This window comes from Pseudomonas sp. 8 R 14 (assembly GCF_900005955.1).
GTDB classification, from domain to species: Bacteria; Pseudomonadota; Gammaproteobacteria; order Pseudomonadales; family Pseudomonadaceae; genus Aquipseudomonas; species Aquipseudomonas marginalis.
Map to the genome: position 1 here is coordinate 1 of NZ_CVTH01000086.1, position 17,059 is coordinate 17,059.

The 17,059-nt window shown below is 56.6% G+C and carries 16 protein-coding genes and 1 pseudogene; 7 read left to right on the forward strand and 10 right to left on the reverse strand.

The window, feature by feature from the left end; genetic code table 11:
• Positions 1-37 precede the first annotated feature (37 nt).
• Positions 38-1,257 (reverse strand): IS3 family transposase gene (locus BFQ01_RS31910; protein WP_370467938.1). Its coding sequence is split into 2 segments (ribosomal slippage): positions 38-912 and positions 912-1,257, totalling 1,221 coding nucleotides; the frame shifts between segments, so codons are not numbered across the junction.
• A gap of 966 nt (positions 1,258-2,223) precedes the next feature.
• On the opposite strand from BFQ01_RS31910, the gene BFQ01_RS25030 reads away from it, so the two are divergent.
• From BFQ01_RS25030 to BFQ01_RS25055, 4 genes are all read left to right on the forward strand, one after another.
• Positions 2,224-2,931 (forward strand): recombinase family protein, encoded by a 708-nt coding sequence (locus tag BFQ01_RS25030; RefSeq protein ID WP_065927320.1) that lies wholly within the window; start codon positions 2,224-2,226, stop codon positions 2,929-2,931.
• Positions 2,932-3,539: 608 nt separating this feature from the next.
• Entirely contained in the window at positions 3,540-4,037 is a 498-nt protein-coding gene (locus BFQ01_RS25035) for a hypothetical protein (RefSeq protein ID WP_065927321.1), read from the forward strand.
• Positions 4,038-4,656: 619 nt separating this feature from the next.
• Positions 4,657-5,358 carry a hypothetical protein gene (locus tag BFQ01_RS25050; RefSeq protein WP_141691303.1) on the forward strand — a complete coding sequence of 234 codons (702 nt, stop codon included), beginning with the start codon at positions 4,657-4,659 and terminating at the stop codon, positions 5,356-5,358.
• A 13-nt stretch (positions 5,359-5,371) separates the two neighbouring features.
• A complete protein-coding gene (locus BFQ01_RS25055; RefSeq protein ID WP_065927325.1) occupies positions 5,372-6,097 on the forward strand; it encodes a hypothetical protein in 726 nt (241 codons plus the stop codon).
• Between the two features lie 23 nt (positions 6,098-6,120).
• On the opposite strand, the gene BFQ01_RS25060 is transcribed toward BFQ01_RS25055, so the two are convergent.
• Positions 6,121-6,792 (reverse strand): hypothetical protein, encoded by a 672-nt coding sequence (locus BFQ01_RS25060; RefSeq protein ID WP_065927326.1) that lies wholly within the window; start codon positions 6,790-6,792, stop codon positions 6,121-6,123.
• A 61-nt stretch (positions 6,793-6,853) separates the two neighbouring features.
• On the opposite strand from BFQ01_RS25060, the gene BFQ01_RS25065 reads away from it, so the two are divergent.
• Complete coding sequence (locus BFQ01_RS25065; protein WP_065927327.1) at positions 6,854-7,135, forward strand: hypothetical protein; 282 nt, start codon at positions 6,854-6,856, stop codon at positions 7,133-7,135.
• A gap of 96 nt (positions 7,136-7,231) precedes the next feature.
• Here the strand turns inward: BFQ01_RS25065 and BFQ01_RS25070 are convergent.
• From BFQ01_RS25070 to BFQ01_RS25100, 7 genes and pseudogenes are all read right to left on the reverse strand, one after another.
• Positions 7,232-7,972: pseudogene (locus BFQ01_RS25070) on the reverse strand (alpha/beta fold hydrolase); the annotation flags it as partial.
• A 44-nt stretch (positions 7,973-8,016) separates the two neighbouring features.
• Positions 8,017-8,454: a YqaA family protein gene (locus BFQ01_RS25075; protein WP_027606736.1), complete on the reverse strand. Its 438-nt coding sequence runs from the start codon at positions 8,452-8,454 to the stop codon at positions 8,017-8,019.
• A gap of 9 nt (positions 8,455-8,463) precedes the next feature.
• Positions 8,464-8,910 carry a DUF411 domain-containing protein gene (locus BFQ01_RS25080; RefSeq protein ID WP_065927328.1) on the reverse strand — a complete coding sequence of 149 codons (447 nt, stop codon included), beginning with the start codon at positions 8,908-8,910 and terminating at the stop codon, positions 8,464-8,466.
• A gap of 81 nt (positions 8,911-8,991) precedes the next feature.
• The gene (locus BFQ01_RS25085; protein WP_065927329.1) at positions 8,992-9,450 is read right to left on the reverse strand and encodes an SRPBCC family protein; all 459 of its coding nucleotides are present in this window, start codon (positions 9,448-9,450) and stop codon (positions 8,992-8,994) included.
• 78 nt (positions 9,451-9,528) lie between these two features.
• Complete coding sequence (locus BFQ01_RS25090; RefSeq protein WP_065927330.1) at positions 9,529-11,523, reverse strand: methyl-accepting chemotaxis protein; 1,995 nt, start codon at positions 11,521-11,523, stop codon at positions 9,529-9,531.
• 189 nt (positions 11,524-11,712) lie between these two features.
• Positions 11,713-13,275: a M91 family zinc metallopeptidase gene (locus BFQ01_RS25095; RefSeq protein ID WP_083221241.1), complete on the reverse strand. Its 1,563-nt coding sequence runs from the start codon at positions 13,273-13,275 to the stop codon at positions 11,713-11,715.
• 164 nt (positions 13,276-13,439) lie between these two features.
• Entirely contained in the window at positions 13,440-14,435 is a 996-nt protein-coding gene (locus tag BFQ01_RS25100; RefSeq protein WP_065927331.1) for an aldo/keto reductase, read from the reverse strand.
• A gap of 116 nt (positions 14,436-14,551) precedes the next feature.
• Between BFQ01_RS25100 and BFQ01_RS25105 the strand changes: the two genes are divergently transcribed.
• Positions 14,552-15,463 (forward strand): LysR family transcriptional regulator, encoded by a 912-nt coding sequence (locus BFQ01_RS25105; RefSeq protein WP_065927332.1) that lies wholly within the window; start codon positions 14,552-14,554, stop codon positions 15,461-15,463.
• Here the strand turns inward: BFQ01_RS25105 and BFQ01_RS25110 are convergent.
• Positions 15,460-16,365: an AraC family transcriptional regulator gene (locus BFQ01_RS25110; RefSeq protein WP_065927333.1), complete on the reverse strand. Its 906-nt coding sequence runs from the start codon at positions 16,363-16,365 to the stop codon at positions 15,460-15,462. The two genes, BFQ01_RS25105 and BFQ01_RS25110, sit on opposite strands and share 4 nt — an antisense overlap.
• Before the next feature lie 101 nt (positions 16,366-16,466).
• On the opposite strand from BFQ01_RS25110, the gene BFQ01_RS25115 reads away from it, so the two are divergent.
• Positions 16,467-17,027, forward strand: a complete 561-nt coding sequence (locus BFQ01_RS25115) for a carboxymuconolactone decarboxylase family protein (RefSeq protein ID WP_065927334.1) — start codon at positions 16,467-16,469, stop codon at positions 17,025-17,027.
• The last annotated feature ends 32 nt before the right edge of the window (positions 17,028-17,059 follow it).

Genomic DNA, 17,059 nt, shown 5'->3' on the forward strand with positions numbered 1-17,059 from the left:
TGGACTTGCCCCTACAAAACCGGACACCAACTCCCCGTCAAATTGATGCTGCTGCCAAGCGCCTGAACTCCCTCGGTGAGCGATAGTTCAAGGCGCTGTGCGGATGCTGCTCGTTGTAATGCTCGAAGGCAATTGCCAGGTTGCGCAGCGCCGTTTCTCGATCCGGCTTGGGCATGTGCGCAACGTAGTCACGTTTGATCGTCTTCACGAAGCTCTCGGCCATGCCGTTGCTCTGCGGGCTGCGCACCGGGGTGGTCACCGGCTGCAAACCGATCTGTCGAGCAAACAGGCGTGTCTGTTCGGCGGTGTACGCCGAGCCGTTGTCGCTTAGCCATTGAACCGGCGTTGCAGGCAGTTGATCACCGAAGCGTTTCTCTACGCTCTCCAGCATCAAGTCGCGGATGTCATCGCCGCTGTACCCGGTCGGACTCGCGACCCAGCCGATGGCTTCGCGGTCACAGCAATCCAGGGCGAAGGTCACGCTCAGTTTGGCGCCGTCCTCACAGCGGAACTCAAAGCCGTCCGAGCACCAACGCGTATCACTGGTTTGCACCGCAATACGACCCTCGTGCCGACGCGGCACGCCGGGCTGTTTGATGCGCCGCGCCAACAGCAGGTCGTGATCGCGCATGACCCGGTAAACCCGTTTCACATTGATCGCCGGCAGCGACTGGGTTTCACGGGCACGACGCAGCAATCCCCAAACACGACGGTAGCCATAGCTGGGCAGTTCGCTGATCTGTTGCTGGATTTCAACCACCAGATCAGCATCGTCCACAGGCCTGCGGCGCCGTACTTTGAGCGATACCGATTGCTTGATTCGAACCGTTAATTGCGAGCGCGCCACACCGAGACATTCGCTGACCAGCTTCACTGGTCGTCCCCCGGCAACAAGGGTGAGTGCGCAATCCATTTTCGCGACCGGGCGATCTCCACGGCCTCTTTGAGGATTTCTGCTTCCATCGTTTTCTTGCCCAGCATCCGTTGCAGTTCACGGATCTGCTTGAGCGCATCGCTCAACTCCGAGGCGGGCACAACGGCTTCACCGGCACTGACCGCCGACAGACTGCCGTCCTGATATAACTTGCGCCATAGGAACAGCTGGTTGGCATTGATGCCGTTGCGTCGAGCGACCACCGAAACGCTTTGCCCTGGCTCAAGACTCTCGCGAACCATGGCCAGTTTTTGCTCCGGGCTCCAGCGGCGCCGCCGCTCCTGGCCCAAAAGCTCCCCACTCTTGTCGTTGCTATTAGTCATAAACATAACCGTTTGCCTATCCCTTATCGTAAGGGGGAAACGGTGTCCTGTCTTTCATGGGGCTCGTTCAAAGGGTAACTCTATGACCTTCGGTCAAAGGGTAATCATCTTGTAGAGTGATCCTCCTAGACCGAAGGTCTAAGGGTTATGCACCAATAGAGCCCAAGGGGCTTGATGTTCTTGTTAGGAGTGATCTTTGTTAGGTGTGATGTGTTATAAAAGTCTTTAGCTACAGAAGTCTTGAACAATAAAATCCATACACATAAAACCCTACCAAGATTCTTTCCTCTTCTCCTTCGGAGAGCCTGTATCACTCTATGTCGTTTACGACATGTTATTACCCTCTAACAGATTCAATCTTTGTGCAATGGTGTCCAATGTGTGTAGGCGGCTAATGATTAGCATGCTATCTATTATCTGAGAATGATCTATTGTATCAATAGTTGTGTCTGTTTGTGGGGTGATGACTCTCAAGAGGTGATGTTGCTGTGAGTGGTATTATGTCCAAGGAATGTCCCATTGGTGACAAATCCTGTGATGTTGGAAACATAGTGCGTTGTTAAGCAGGATGCTTTCGCTTTGGCAACTCTTTTTGCACAATAATTTCAATAATGATCATATCAGCAGCAGAAACACTAAGCATGTCCCTACGCCAACACAATATTTCACCTTTTGGTAAATAAAAAACCATAATGGGAATCATTCCTCTTTCATGCGAAAGGGTGAAGAGCTTCAAATAGGAGACTCTCCTAGGGGTGTTGTTCGCCCACGAAGAGTTTTCCTTGTCAACAACAATCATCCAACAATAAACATGTAGTGCACAGCCTATTGACATGTGCATCACTTCTCTGGTTGCCACAATCGCCAATATCACAATTTACATTCTCTAAACGGTCGTGTAGATGTTGAGATGTGCTAACGCTCAATGTACAATGTGCCAACAAACAACAACTCTGGTGCACAATCATGAATGTCATTGCCTACTACCGAGTTTCTACAAAGGGCCAAGGTGACTCTGGTCTGGGGCTTGAGGCTCAACGCTCCTATGTAGAGCAGGCAGCTAAGGCTAATGGCTGGGTTGTGGTAGGTGAGTACACGGACACAGTGTCTGGCTCTATCCCTCCTACAGATCGTCCAGCATGCTCACAGGCTATTGCACAGGGCTTGCCAATGGTTGTAGCCAAGCTAGACCGTTTGAGCCGTGATGTTGAACACATCGCCTCTCTAATGAAGCGTGTCAGCTTCAAGGTTGCGACAATGCCTCAAGCTGATGCTTTTCAGCTTCACTTGTTTGCAGCCCTAGCAGAGCAAGAACGTAAGTTCATTAGTCAGCGCACAAAGGACGCTCTCAAGGCTCTACAGGAACGTGCTGACAATGGATGTGAAGAAAGCTTAGCCAAGGTGGGGCGTAGGGCCGCTAACGCCGCTGTAGCACGTCAGGCGAAGGCTGACAGGGCACAATCCCCAGAGGTGAACACCCCCAAGGTGAACACCCACCACAAAGAGATTGCCCCTCACGTGAAAGCCTGTCTGTTCGAAGGTGCCAACACACTCCAAGCATTGGCTGATTGCCTCAATTCCAAGGGTAAGCCCACCTCAAGGGGTGGCATGTGGAGCCCTACAACAGTCGCTAGGCTGATGGCTGCTATTGGGGTTGCCTTCTCCAAGGGGTGACACTCCCTAGGGCGTATGCCCCATCACAGGGGTTATGTGGTGGTGCTGGTGGCTTTTGTGGGTGTGAGCCTAGGGATGATAGGTATTGAGGGAGGGGTGCTCTCAGGTGAGCTCATATGAAGGGTTTGTATTGATAGGGTAAAGCTATTGAGTGGTTAGGCATATATAGGTTTTGCCTATTATTTTATAATTGCTTGGCTTTTAAAATCGCCCTCTTGTTTGTTGTTAAGAAGCTCCCGTACAAAACCGGCTTTCCCAACACCCATCAACACCCCTTCGAACACACCCCACATTATATTTTCCAGTCAGAAAACAAAGCCCAACATAAGTGCCCATTATTTTTGGCGGCGGGATTTGAAACCCTATAGAAAAGAGGCTCTTTCCCACGGCGATTGTCGGTATGCATAGAAGAACGTACGTCAGATAATGAGGGTTGGTGATGGCTGTCATGTGGAATACGTTTGTACTGATAGCATGAGCAATGTTATCGTGATGTTTAGTACACATTGTCTGGGTGATAACCCCAGCTATAGCAAGTGGCACAATTTGGATGCAGAGACGTTCTGAGAACGTAGCTTGAACACTTAACGAAAATTGGAGATTCTGGTATGGCTGGCGTTAAGTACCCACAACCTGATGGATTGGTGGTTGATGATTCACGTAAACAGAAGTGGCTCACCGAGTATGGCTACCTGTCTACAGATGCACGCTTCTGCGATAAAGAGGCATTCATGGCCCTTTACCTTGAGGAACAGCCTAGAAGCATTCTTGGTTGGATCAAGGACAAGACAGCGGGAGGGTTTCCCATGCCGGGTTACTTCACTTGCACCAACTGGGTGAAGGCTGCAAAGGGCGAAGCTCCCACAGGGGCGAAGCCTCAAGGGATCAGAGTTAGTTCCAAGCCTGCTGTTGACGACATTGATAGCCAGTTTGAAGAGTGGTATGCCCAAGAATGCCTGGCCAAGAAGGCTGCTGCATACGATAGGTGGCTGTCTGAAAATCAAGAGGCTATTGAACATCGTGCTTTGGAAAAAGTGAGGGCTGAGCTAGCTGCCAAGCGTGCCAAGATGGCTGCCAAGCCTGTTGAAGTAGGTGAGGATTTATAAGTGGTGTTTAAGGGGCTGATGTTAAGCGTTTTTGTTAACGCTGCTGGTGTAGCTGAGCCTGAAATGCCTGTGGCCAAATACTACGACTATACAACTTGCGTCCTGTTATCCACTTCCCTCAACCTTGGGGCTAGTGAAGGTGCAAGGCTCACTAAGAGCAATACAAGCACCACGTACCGGTGTGAAGAGATCAAGGAAGACGAGTGATGTTTAAAGCCCTGTTGGTTAGCGTGATGATTGGGTCAAACGGCCACCCCATAGAAAAGACATGGGGTGCCTTCCTTGAGGTTGGCGAGTGCAACAATGTTGCCGGGCTGCTCACCACTACCATGAGAGAGGATAAGGGTAAGACTAGAGACCAAACGGTAGTCTTTCGTTGTGACCCTGTTAAACCCCCTAAGAAATAGCCTTCAATCTGCATCACCCCTGAGCCCTCCTTGTGAGGGCTTTTGTTTGTCTGAGGATTGTGCTGGTGAGCCACCCCTAATCAAACTCAAGGATACCGCTATCACTAACGCTTTTGGCTGGGTTTGGGTATTTTCCCGGTTTACTCATTGCTATCAAGGCAATGCGCCATCCCTCGTCTGGTACACTCAGCATTTTTGGGGCTGGGGCGTTTATGGATATCAAGGGGCATTGGAAAAAGCTGGTAGCAGTATTAATTGCCATTGTTGTCCTTGTCGGTCAGTCTTTCATCGGATACGTGACTGAAAATGGGCAGTTGCCTCCTTGGATGCCTGAAAAGCTGAGTGGAATTGCTGGCTTGCTGTCGACTGATCTAGCCATTCCTTTGTGGATGTTGATTACCGTTTTGGTGAGCTTAGCTGTCGCAGGGCTTCTATTATTTAGGCTTAGGCTTCGAGAGTGCCCTACGGTCGATGTTCGCCTTGCTATCGCTCAACATAAATTAGCTGAGAGTCAGCAGCGATATCTTGAGCAAGATGAATGTTATTCATCGCTTCAAATCGAGCTTTACGAAAAGAGTCAGAGGATAAGGGCGCTTGAGGTTTCTGAGGCTCATCTAAACGAATCCAATGCCGCTCTTTTACGGCAGCTTTCTGAACTGCCGCCAGCGCCCGATGATGCAAAGCTACCCCCTTACGCTTTTGACATGTTGGAGTCTTTAGCCTTATTCGCTAACCAAGATGTCCTAGCGACGCTGCCTTCGATTAGTTCTGTGATGTCCATCTCGAATACTGAAGCTCTTGCAGCCATTGACGTGTTAATGGCCCGGGGGTTTTCGACAGGGTTGAGCGGTGTGCGTGGGGAATATTTCCAGCTTACGCCCGCCGGTCGTGCCTATTACCTAAAGCACAGGTGATGGTGTCCATGTTATGAGCCCGCATCCGTGGAAGCACTCCGTTGTCGATGTGTATGCCAATAACTATGGCAATGTTGTACAGGACTATTTGGAACTTGTTGTTCAGCCTTCCTTTTATGCCCTTCATCATCGGCGGGACGAGTTGATGGCACGTCCTGACATAGACGACTTTATTAAGTCCCTACAAGCGTTTGACCACTTTGTATTGGAGCAGAGGACAGCTATGGCATTTTGTCTTGGCATCCAGTCTCTATGGGAGCAGCAAATACGCACATATATGTCTGGGTGTGCACGGCAGTTCGTCACCCTTGGGGTGCCAAATGATCAGGCACCCGATACGATTGGAAAGGCGATAGAGAAAGCAGAGAAAGCCCTTTGGGGGGCGGAGTTCAATGAGCTTTTCTTGAGGGTTCGAGGTTTAGAGCTTCCACAATTCCAGTCGTACCCCCAGCTCGACCTGCTTATGCTTTTAGGCAACGTGTGTCGTCATGGTGAAGGTAAAGCTGCTCGGGCTCTTCGGAAGAGGAATCCAGAGCTTTGGCCTGCTTCGTCTCATCTCCTTGAAGAGCATTATGGTGTGCGTCCTGTGACCGATCTGATGCTTTCATTTGAGCTGCTACGTTCTCTGGTGGAGGCGGTTGTATTGTTCTGGCGAGACTTAGAGCGTCATGGCCTGCTTACGATCATGGACAGCGATATTGTCGAAGCTCGCCTATCAAACCGTATCCGGGAGTATTAGAGACCTCTGGCATTGCCATTATCTCAGTAGCTGGCTCTGCCGATAATTATACGGTCATAGAATTTTTGTCCAAAACTATTTTGTTCTAAAGTGTGTGGTATTCCAATTGAAACCCGTGCCAATACGCCCTCGGTTTCTAGTCTAATCAGGCCGTAGTTTGCAAGGAGATTTGCTGCTGGAAGGTCCATGGCTATCATTCCTCTAACTTGGTAGGCTTGTTTCATCTGCTGCAATATGTACGGGTTCATTATCTTGATTGCGTGGCAGTAGATGTCAAACTCATGTTGAATTATCTCTCCAACTGTTAGTAAGGCAAACGCCCTGCCTAACATGGTTGCAAGGCGTGGATGGTCGATTTTATCAAGAATCATCAGTGCTACCTCACCGACATTTTCGACACCTTCCTCATTTGCGCAGTTTTTATCTAAAAACTCTATTCGTTTTGCTGCAGGAACCTTGTCCACCTCAAGGAGGAACGCCAGCATATTCTTGGCAAAGAAATAAGCTGTCACTTTATTGCCTGCCCTATATAAGCTGACTGCGACGTTAAGAATTGGGATGTCTTTTAGTGCCCCGTCCACACCAAACTTGTCAGCCAAAATGGCATCAATAGCGACCTCACCCATGTCTTTGCCTAACTCTAGCGCTTGCTCGCTGTTTCTGATTGTGGTAATGAAATTTCCGGTGATGCTCATGTTTACCTCTTAATTACAGTATCTGAATGCTAAGATCGTAACTCAATGACATGGAGAGCGAATGATGGCGAATGTAGAGGAAGGTCTTATCCAGCAGTACGTTGACGAGATTCGAGTGTTGAGTGTTAAGGCTTACGACGGTGAGGACGTTAAGGTCAGGGTGCAGGATTCCGTAGGTCGGGCTGTCGAGCACTTCAAGATTGTCGTCGGAAGCGATGCTAAGGCAAACGTAGCTGCGTACCGTGCACGGTTGAAGCTAAGCGCTGATCTCACTCACGAATCCCAGCCCGCAGTGAGGGAAACCCTCTTGTACGCTGTTTCGGTTTGCCCTGAGAGCGTATGACGTGTGAGCCACACTGATGTGACTGATGCTGTTGCCTGAGCCCGCCAAGTGCGGGCTCTTTCATCCCAAAGAGTCAGATGTATACATTGCAGATTGTTGTGTGAAGATCATGTCGTAAATCAACGCCGAGTTCCATGCGACCAGCGCGTGGCCGGGGCCATTGCTCAGGCCCGCATACATGTCTACCCAGCGCTCGTACTCCGGCTTCCAGCGTCCGACGTAATAGGTATTGAGCTGGTACTTGCGAATCCCCTCGGCGCTGACTTTCTGTTCTCGCGCATACCATTGGTCGACGCTGAGCGTGGGCACGCCCAGGGCTTTCCAGTCTTCCAGGCCGATGGGATTCACCAGCCCGAGCTGCTCGGTCTGCTCGGGGTACATCAACGCGTAACGGGTGGCGAGCATGCCGCCGGTGGAATGGCCTATGAGCGTGGCCTTTTGAATGCCGAGTTTTTCCAGCAATTGATGGGTGTTGAGGGCCAATTGCTGGAAGCTGTACTGGTAGTGGTCGGGCTTGCTGGCACTGCAGAAACCGATCTGGTCCGGTGCAATCACCCGATAACCGGCGTCGCTCAGGGCCTTGATCGTGCCTTCCCAGGTGGCGCCGCAAAAGTTCTTGCCGTGCATCAGCACCACATTGCGCCCGTTCGGCTGGCCCTTGGCCGGCACGTCCATGTAGCCCATTTGCAGGGCTTTGCCTTGGGATTGGAATTGGAAATGTTCGAGGGGATAGGGGTATTGGAAACCTTGCAGCTCAGGGCCATAGCTGGCGGCGAACGCCGGGGCGGCGCCGGCCGTCAGCAGGCCGGCGATGCAAAAAACGCGGGATAGAGGCATGGGCGGGGCTCCGGACAGAATGCTCGGATGCTGTTTGCGCGGGATTAACGGGGGATTAACACCCATTGCAGGGTCACGGCGGCGAGCACCGCGTATCGCAGGCCCTTGGCCAGGGTCACCAGCAGCAGGAACCGCCACAACGGTTCACGCATCACCCCGGCCACCAACGTCAGCGGGTCGCCAATGACCGGCAGCCAACTGAGCAGCAGCGTCCAGTGCCCCCAGCGCTGGTAATGATGGCGGGCCTTTTCCAGCTGCTTGTCGCTGACCGGAAACCAGCGACGCTGCTTGAAGTGCTCCACCCAGCGCCCCAGCCACCAATTGACCAGCGAGCCGAGGACGTTGCCCAGGGTGGCGATACCCAGCAGCAGCCACAGGCTGTAGTGCCCGCTGATCAACAGGCCGACCAGCACCGCTTCCGATTGCAGGGGCAGTAACGTCGCCGCGCCGAATGCGGCAAGAAACAGCCCCAGGTAACCCATCGGCACCGATCAGTGCGCCGGGTAGTCCGCCAACACCACATCCTGGCCATCGCGGGTCAGGCCGATGACTTGATAGGCCTCGGCATGGCCGTCCATTTCCATGCCGGGCGAACCCATGGGCATGCCCGGTGCGGCAATACCCAGCAGGTCGTCGCGCTTGCGCAAGGCCAGTACCTGCTCGGCGGGCACATGACCTTCGACGAACTTGCCGTCGATCACGGCGGTATGGCACGAGCCCAGGCGCGGGGCCACGCCCAGCCGTTGCTTGACTGCACTCATGTCGGCTTCGACATGGTCTTTGACCTTGAAGCCGTTGCTTTCCAGGTGGCTGATCCACTTTTTGCAGCAGCCACAATTGGCGTCGCGGTGCACATCGATGGGGATCAGGTCGGCGGCCTGGGCCAGGGTGGTGGTGAACAGCACTGAAAGCAGGGCCAATCGCAATGGGATTTTCATGGAGGTCTCGTCCAATACCGGGCAGTAAGCCGGGCATTCTCCGTGCTTTTATCCCTGGGACGTCGGGTTAATGTTTCAAAATTATACGGAGAGCGAGTTTTCCATCCGCTGCTTGAGCCGGTCCAGTGCAATCGCCGACAGCTCGATCATGCGTTCATGGAGGCTGGCCAACTGCAATTCGGTTTCATAGGTCAGCACGCGCTTGAACAGGGTGCCGTCGCGAAAGGGCTGCAAAAAGTAATGAATCGAGCCGTCGACGGCCAGTGAGGTGAACACCGTCTTGAACTCGTCGGGACGCCGGGCGATCTGCACGCGGTAGCTCATGGGCACGCGCACGCCCAGCAAGTCGATCATTTCGGTAAAACGTGCGCCGGCGGGGAGGGGGCCGCTGGTGCCGGTGTCGGCACCGAGGGAGGTGGGGTGCCATTCGTGCCAGCGATCCGGTTGGGTCACATAGTCGTAGACGGCATCGATAGGGGCCTGGATAAAACGTTCCTGACTGATCCGATCCAAGCGGACCGACTGCTCGACAGCGCGCATGGCACACCTCCTGTGTGGCTGTGAACTGTCAGAATAGTCCCACTCCCGCACATTGCACGGGAGTGTTTCAGCCATTTATCAGCGCACCTTGAACCGGCCCATCAACGCAATCACCCGGCCATTGGCGTCCAGCAGGCTTTGTGTATTGGTTTGCGTGGCATGGCCGCTCTGCACCAGCTCTTCGACCATATGTCGGATATGCACCATGCTGCGGTTGATCTCCTCGGTCACCGCGCTTTGCTGTTCGGCAGCGGTGGCGATCTGGGTGCTGAGGTCATTGATATGGCTGACCGAACCGGCCATCTCGTCGAGGCCGGTGTTCACCCGTGCCGTGGCATCCGCCGCCGACTGGCAACTGGCCTGGGTGTTTTCCATGGCCGCCACCGACGAACTGACACCGGTGGTCAGGCGTGCGAGCATTTCATTGATCTGCGAAGTGCTGGCCTGGGTACGCGCCGCCAGGGCGCGGACTTCGTCGGCCACCACCGCAAAACCACGACCCTGCTCGCCGGCCCGCGCGGCTTCAATCGCGGCGTTGAGGGCCAGCAGGTTGGTCTGGCCGGCAATCGCGCCGATCACGCCGAGGGTTTCGGTGATGCGCGCGGCGTCCTGGCGCATGTTCTCGACGGTGTGGGTGGCACTGGCGACCTCGCCGATCAGCGCACTGACGCTGGTGGACGCTTCACCCACCACCACGCGGGAGCGGTCGGCGTGTTCGCTGGCGCGCTGGGTGAACGAAGCGGTTTGCGCGGCGTTCTGCGCCACGGTATCGGCGGTGGAGCTCATTTCGGTGATAGCGGTGACGGTCTGGTCGGTCTCCGAGGCGTGGCGCACCAGGATGCTGTTGGTGTGGGCCGAGGTGTGCTGCAATTGCTCAAGGCCCGATGACATGGCGCCAGTGGCCTGGGTCACTTCGCCGATCATGTCTTGCAGGTAGACGATAAAGCGGTTCACCGAATGGCCGATGGCGCCCAGTTCGTCTTCGGCGCGGATGGTGATGCGCCGCGTCAGGTCGGCATCGCCGGTGGACAGTGCGTCGATGTTGGTCTTCAGGATTTTCATGCGCTGCACCAATTGGCGGATCGCATACACCGCCAGCAGCACCAGCAGCAACACCATGGGGATCTGCAACAGGGCCAGGCTGCCGAGTACGTCATCGCGCTGGGCGGTGATCAGCGAGGTGGGCAGGGCGGTGGCGAGGAACCACGGCGTGCCTTCGATGGGGCGCATGTAGAAGGTGCTGGCCACGCCCTGGTTGTCGAACTCGTTGCGCTGCAAGGCCTGGTCGCGATGGGCCAGGGCCTTGCTGACCTGGGCGGCAAAGGCCGAGGTGCCGGTCAATTCACTGATGTTCTTCAATACCACCGGGCTGCTCAGGCGCGTGCTGTTGCTGATGATCTTGCCATCGCCTTCGACGATCAGCATTTGCCCGCCGATGTCCTTTTCCTTGCTGGCTACCAGTTCGTTGAAGAAGCCCAGGGTCACGTCGATGGTGGCCACGCCGTACGCCGCGCCGTCACGCTGGATCGCCATGGCGCAGTTGGTGCGCGGCTCCTGGCTGGCGTCGTCCTTGTAGGCCGCGGCCCAGGCACATTGGCCGCGTGGCGACGCGAGACCGCCCTTGTACCAGCTCTGGTCGTAATAGTTGGGGGCGGGGTCGCTGTTCCAGAAGGTGTTCACTGCCAGCTTGCCCGAGGCATCGCGGTGCCAGAAGGTGCTGTGCTTGTTGCGCCCCGGCGTGCGCTGGTTGGGCAGCGGCCAGATACCGCCGCCGAAGACCTTCAGCTCACCATATTGGTCGACCAGGCCCGGCAGGACCTTGTCGATGGCATCGCTGTCGAGCAGGGGAATGGTCTGGGTGATGGTGCGTTGCTGGGACTGAACCTTGTTGAGTTCGCCCTGGATCTGCTCGGCCACCTCACTGATGCGGTTGAGCACCACCTGTTCCTCGGTATGGCGCAGCGTGGGCGCGACCAGTTGGCCGATGCCGACGACCGTCAACACGAACAACACCAGGACGAACAGCACCAGGAACAGGGTATAGCGGGCTTGGATGGAACGCAGTGGGGGCATGGGGGTCGTCCTTACGAAGCGTTTATTATCGACGCGGCTGTTTTGGAGCTTCGTAGGGCTATCGGCTTGGCGAGGAAGAGCTTTAGGTACGGAGGTGCCAAATCAGGTTTTTAACATGGCGAGGCCAGCAGTTGCCTCGCCATGGGGATTACCGCTTATCGAATCAATGCCTGGCTTGCCGGCGCTGTATCACTCGCCGCGACCTTGAGGGCTGGGTGTCCATAAGTAGGACTGCCTCAAGGGTTTGCCCATTTCTGCATTCAGGGCGTTCTCGGTGAAGTGTTTCGGATTGGTTACACGCGCTGATGTCGAGGGAGGGGTGCCGTCCTCGGAAGGTTCTTCAACGTAGGGTAAACCGATGACTTGACGTTCACCATTCTCGACAAGGCCGTCGTCCCCCGGCGCTTCGCGGGTGTACCCATGCTCGGTTGTACCGGTTGCGTAGGTGTAGGCGTGGTTTATCTCATGGGCGAGACCGGTTACGGGCACAATTGTGTGGGTACGCTCGGCGTTTTCGATAATAGATGGCGGGTCATAGTGAATGATGCCGCGAGTGACGCGGAAACCGGGAACGCCATCCGTGATATGCCCGTAGGTTCCGGCTTCTGCGCTTTCGCGCTCCTCGGGCGTCAATTCATCCAGTTCACTACTGCCAGGAACGTATTGGGTACCGCCGTTACCGATCGGCTTGATGGTAACCTTGCCGCCATTTGCCACCGCGAGCTCATCCATTTGTTTGAGTGCTTGTTGCCCTATGGGTGAACTGCGCAGAAATTCAAAATCGTCGGCGACGCGCTGCTTGAAAGCCTGTGCGTCCTCCTCCGGGGTCTCAGGGGGAGTTTCTACACTGAATCCCAGGTTGCCGGCATTGCTTGGCTTCACTTCGGTGAAAGTCGAACCCCTGGTGCGGTCGAAACCATCCCTGGCCTTGGCGTAGATAAGGTCCTTGGGCTGGTTGTTCCAGATAGTGTCGTTTCCTTTGCCGGTGTAGAAGGTCGTGCGCTCGTACCCTGCAAGGACGTCATCGCCATTGCCCCCATGTGCAACGGTATGTCCGCTGCCTGCAAGAAGTACATCGTTGTCGTCGCCACCGTCCAGATAGGTCTGCCTGGTGGAGGGGCCAAAGCCTGCAATGAGCAGGTCCTTGCCTTTATTACCGTACATTACGCCATTGCCGGGACCTCCCATGATTGTGTCATCGCCGTCGTTGCCCTCGGCATAACCCAGGCCGCTGCCCACCTGCAGGATATCGTTGCCAGCCCCTCCGAAAAGCCTGCTGCGACCTCCGCCCGCCTGGAGATAATCGTTGCCGTCGCCGCCTTTCACGCTCACGCGAAGCTTGACGTCATCGTCGATGATGACCGTGTCGTCACCGCCGTGGCTGTCGATGAAAAGCTCGTGCTCGCTTCTTTCCTTTGTATTGATATCGACTAAATGCGGTTTATCGTTGATGAAGATCTGCAGCTTGTCCACCGACCAACTGCGCACGTGGATACGGTCGGCGGCATTACCGGTTTCCACGTGGAGATAACTGGTCAGGATCTTCGGTCCCTTGAGGTCATCTGGGTTCCAGTCAACGACCCTGCTGATTTTGGTGTCACCGTCGACAAGCAGCGTGTGGGTGCGGCGGTTCACGATGCCTGGCGTCAGGTCGGTGGGAGGGGTGAAGTGCGAAGCGTTTGTTTCAGCGAAAGGCTGGGGGAGTTGGGCGTAGAGTCCGGATGTCAGGGAATGGGCAAGTGCAGATAGCATCGGCATGTCCTCTTGGGTGTGCGTGTAAGGGCACCCTGATTACGTATCAGGGTTGCTATTACGTGGAACTCCGACTGAGAAGGTTCCCCGCCCCCGGAGGGGCTTTAGTGCTAAACGTGTTGGCGTCGGAGCACCGCAAACCGGGTGCCCCTTGAGCTTGGCCGTCAGATATCCAGCATGGCCATCACCTCTGCGGGATAGCGCAGGCCGGCACTTGCATCGGCCGGAAAGATCCTCTCCAGTGCCGCCAGTTCAGCCGCGCCGAGTCGGATCGACACGGCCGCCACGTTCTCCTGCAGGTACTTGCGCTGCTTGGTGCCAGGAATCGGAATAATGAAGTCGCCTTGTGCCAACACCCACGCCAGCGCCAGTTGCCCGGCAGTGACGCCTTTGTCTGCCGCGAGGGTTTGAACCTGCTTGACCAGTTGCAGGTTCTTCGCGAAGTTCTCGCCCTGGAAGCGTGGGTTGGCGCGGCGGTAGTCATCGGCATCGAAATCCTCCGGGCTTTTCAGTGCGCCCGTCAGGAAACCTCGGCCCAGCGGGCTGTAAGGCACAAACGCAATCCCCAGGCGTTGGCAGGCCGCGAGGCAGCCGTTGCTTTCCTGGTCGCGGCTCCACAGGGAATATTCGCTTTGCAGGGCGCTGATCGGGTGCACCTTATGGGCGCGCTCCAGCGTGGCGGCGGATGCTTCGCTCAGCCCCAGGTAACGCACCTTGCCTTGCTGCACCAGCTCGGCCATGGCACCGACGGTTTCTTCGATGGCCACCTGCGGGTCGATTCGGTGCTGGTAGTACAGGTCCAGGGTGTCCACGCCCAGGCGCTGCAAGGTACCGTTGATGGCATCGCGAATGTACTCGGGGCGACCGTTCACTCCACGCACCGCCGAATTGGCCGGGTCACGCACAATGCCGAACTTGCTCGCCAGGAACACTTGGTCACGTTTGCCGGCAATGGCTTTGCCGATCAGTTGCTCATTGGTGTGGGGGCCGTACATATCGGCGGTATCCAGAAAATTGACGCCCAACTCCAAGGCGCGATGCAGGGTGGCAGTGGCCTCCGTGGTGTCGGTGCCGGGGGTATAGAAGTCACTCATGCCCATGCAGCCGAGGCCGATGGCACTGACGTGGGGACCGTTCTTACCGAGTTGACGAGTGTGCATGGGTGCAGCTCCTGATGAGGTAGGACGCCATTGTTACCCTCGACAAAACCTGGATAAACCGGCTAAAAGCACTATCACTATTGGTAATTTCTAAATAATCCTCCTGGAGTCGGCCCTTGGATCGTTTTAACGCCATGCGTGTGTTTACCCGGATTGTCGAGTTGGGTGGATTTGCCAAGGCCGCCGACAGCCTGCAACTGCCGCGCGCGTCGGTGACCATCCTGATCAAGCAACTGGAAGCGCACCTGGGCGTGCAGTTGCTGCAGCGCACCACGCGCCAGGTCAGCCCCACCCTGGACGGCGCTGCGTATTACCAGCGTTGCGTACAGTTGCTCACCGACCTGGAGGAAACCGAGGCGGTGTTCTCCACCCGCCGCCAGAACCCACGCGGCACCTTGAGCGTGGATATGCCCTCGGGGATCGGGCGCTTGATTGTGATTCCCGCGTTGCCGGCGTTCACCGCGCGCTATCCGCAGATCGAATTGGACATCGGCCTGAACGACCGCCCGGTGGACCTGATCCGCGAAGGTGTGGATTGCGTGCTGCGCGGCGGTCCGGCCCTGGATGAGTCGCTGGTGGCCAGGCCTTTGGCAATGATGGACCAGTTGACCCTGGCGAGTCCTGTGTACCTGGAGCGCATGGGCATACCGGCGGGCCTCGACGACCTGGCCAATCACCAGATGGTCGAGTATGTCTCCACGGCCAGTGGCAAGCGGTTCGGCCTGGAGTTCCTGGTCGACAACGCCGTGCACTCGATCCAGTTGCCCAAGCGCGTGGCGGTCAACAGCTCCGATGGTTATTTCGCTGCGTGCGAAGCCGGCTATGGCCTGATTCAGGCGCCGCACTATCATGCGATGCGGCAACTGGCCGAGGGCCGCCTGGTGCCCGTGCTGGCGCAGTTGCCGGTGCCGAAAATGGCGCTGACGGCGCTGTATCCGCCCCATCGCCAGTTGTCACAGCGGGTGAGGGTGTTTGTGGATTGGCTGGTTGAGCTGTGTGGTCGGCCGGGCACCGGTTTGCAACGCTAGGCCTGGGCCTTGCGATAAGCGCCGGGTTGCTGCCCGGTCACTTTGTGGAAGGCTCGGGTAAACGCCGCCACAGACTGATAACCCACCGCCACTGCGACATCCGCGACCGTTTGGTCCTGCTTGAACAATTGGCAGGCGTGGCGCATGCGCATCATCAGCAGCACCTGGCCGGGCGACTGCCCGCACAATTCAGTGAAGCGCTTGAAAAACGCCGAGCGCGACAAGCCGGTGCAGGCCGCCATGCTTTCCAGAGTCCAGGCGTCTGCCGGGCGAGCAATCAGGTGTTCCAGCAGGTTCGCGAATGCCGGCTGGCGACCCAGCGCGGCCAGGCCACCGAGTTGGTTGTTATCGAGCACTTGCTGGCGCAGTACATACAGGAACAACAGGTGGCACAGGCGCTCGAGCAAGGCCGCGGAAGGCGCCGGGTCGCGCTGGCACTCCTGCAGGATCAGCTCGAACAGGTTGCGGGCGGCCGTCAGCGAGGGGTCGCCGGCCCGCAGGACGATCCACGCGGGCAGGGTATCGACGATCATCGCCGACAAGCCCGACTGGAAGTGAAAGAACCCGCACACCAGCCCCACGCCGTCACTGGCGCTGCTGTCCAGGGGCAGCATCGGGCGTCGCGGACACTCCCGCGCGCCGGCCGCCGTGGCTTCTCCGGACAACCGATACTCAAGGTCACGGAGCAGGAACACCGCGTCGCCGTTGTTCAACTCGACGGGCGTGGGTTCGCCGGCGATATGCAGCCAGCACTCGCCCTGCACGATCAGGTGGAAACTCGCTCGCGCCAGGCCGTGGGTGCTGGCATGCCAATCGCCGCAATAGCGCCCGACATGGAACAGGCTGGTGTTGAGTTCGAGGCTGTCTAATAACCAATCGACAAGGGCACTGGAAGAATTCATCTAATGGAAAGACTCAAGAGCAAGTAATCGCTACTTTAGCCTATTGAGAGGATTTCTTATAACCAACAGACTGGATACACGAACCCTCAGGAGACCGCTCCATGTCCCGTGTACCGCTGCTCACCCCGCAAACCGCGCCACCCGCCGCCAAGCCGCTGCTGGAAAATGCGCTGAAAGCCTCGGGTTTCATCCCCAATCTGCTGGCCGTGTTGGCCAATGCCCCGGCGGCGCTGGAAACCTACATCACCGTCTCGGGCCTGAACGCCAAGGCCGAGCTGAGCCTGGCCGATCGCGAAGTGGTGCAGTTGATTGCCGCCACTACCCACGGCTGCGATTTCTGCGTCGCCGGCCACACCGCCGTGGCGCGCAACAAGGCCAAGCTGCCGGAAGAGGTGATCGACGCCCTGCGCCAGCGCGGCGAATTGCCCAATGCCCGTTATGAGACACTCGCTGCCTTTACCCGGGAAGTCATTGCCACCCGTGGCGATGTCAGCGATGCCGGTTTCGAGGCGTTCCGCGCCGCCGGTTACACCGAAGGCCAGGCCCTGGAAGTTATTTTGGGGGTGAGCCTGGCAACCCTGTGCAACTTCGCTAACGTGTTTGCCCGTACCCCGCTGAACCCGGAGCTGGCGCAATACCGTTGGGAAAAACCGGCCAGCTGAAGAGCAGGTGGCCCTGCTGCTTTGACAAGGAG

Excerpts from the sequence above, each read along its gene's own strand:
- BFQ01_RS25095 (WP_083221241.1), bottom strand. The coding sequence starts at position 13,275 with ATGCTATCTGCACTTGCCCATTCCCTGACATCCGGACTCTACGCCCAA.
- BFQ01_RS25060 (WP_065927326.1), bottom strand. The coding sequence starts at position 6,792 with ATGAGCATCACCGGAAATTTCATTACCACAATCAGAAACAGCGAGCAA.
- BFQ01_RS25065 (WP_065927327.1), top strand. The coding sequence starts at position 6,854 with ATGATGGCGAATGTAGAGGAAGGTCTTATCCAGCAGTACGTTGACGAG.
- BFQ01_RS25080 (WP_065927328.1), bottom strand. The coding sequence starts at position 8,910 with ATGAAAATCCCATTGCGATTGGCCCTGCTTTCAGTGCTGTTCACCACC.
- BFQ01_RS25090 (WP_065927330.1), bottom strand. The coding sequence starts at position 11,523 with ATGCCCCCACTGCGTTCCATCCAAGCCCGCTATACCCTGTTCCTGGTG.
- BFQ01_RS25055 (WP_065927325.1), top strand. The coding sequence starts at position 5,372 with ATGAGCCCGCATCCGTGGAAGCACTCCGTTGTCGATGTGTATGCCAAT.
- BFQ01_RS25115 (WP_065927334.1), top strand. The coding sequence starts at position 16,467 with ATGTCCCGTGTACCGCTGCTCACCCCGCAAACCGCGCCACCCGCCGCC.
- BFQ01_RS25085 (WP_065927329.1), bottom strand. The coding sequence starts at position 9,450 with ATGCGCGCTGTCGAGCAGTCGGTCCGCTTGGATCGGATCAGTCAGGAA.
- BFQ01_RS25035 (WP_065927321.1), top strand. The coding sequence starts at position 3,540 with ATGGCTGGCGTTAAGTACCCACAACCTGATGGATTGGTGGTTGATGAT.
- BFQ01_RS25030 (WP_065927320.1), top strand. The coding sequence starts at position 2,224 with ATGAATGTCATTGCCTACTACCGAGTTTCTACAAAGGGCCAAGGTGAC.
- BFQ01_RS25050 (WP_141691303.1), top strand. The coding sequence starts at position 4,657 with ATGGATATCAAGGGGCATTGGAAAAAGCTGGTAGCAGTATTAATTGCC.
- BFQ01_RS25110 (WP_065927333.1), bottom strand. The coding sequence starts at position 16,365 with ATGAATTCTTCCAGTGCCCTTGTCGATTGGTTATTAGACAGCCTCGAA.
- BFQ01_RS25075 (WP_027606736.1), bottom strand. The coding sequence starts at position 8,454 with ATGGGTTACCTGGGGCTGTTTCTTGCCGCATTCGGCGCGGCGACGTTA.
- BFQ01_RS25100 (WP_065927331.1), bottom strand. The coding sequence starts at position 14,435 with ATGCACACTCGTCAACTCGGTAAGAACGGTCCCCACGTCAGTGCCATC.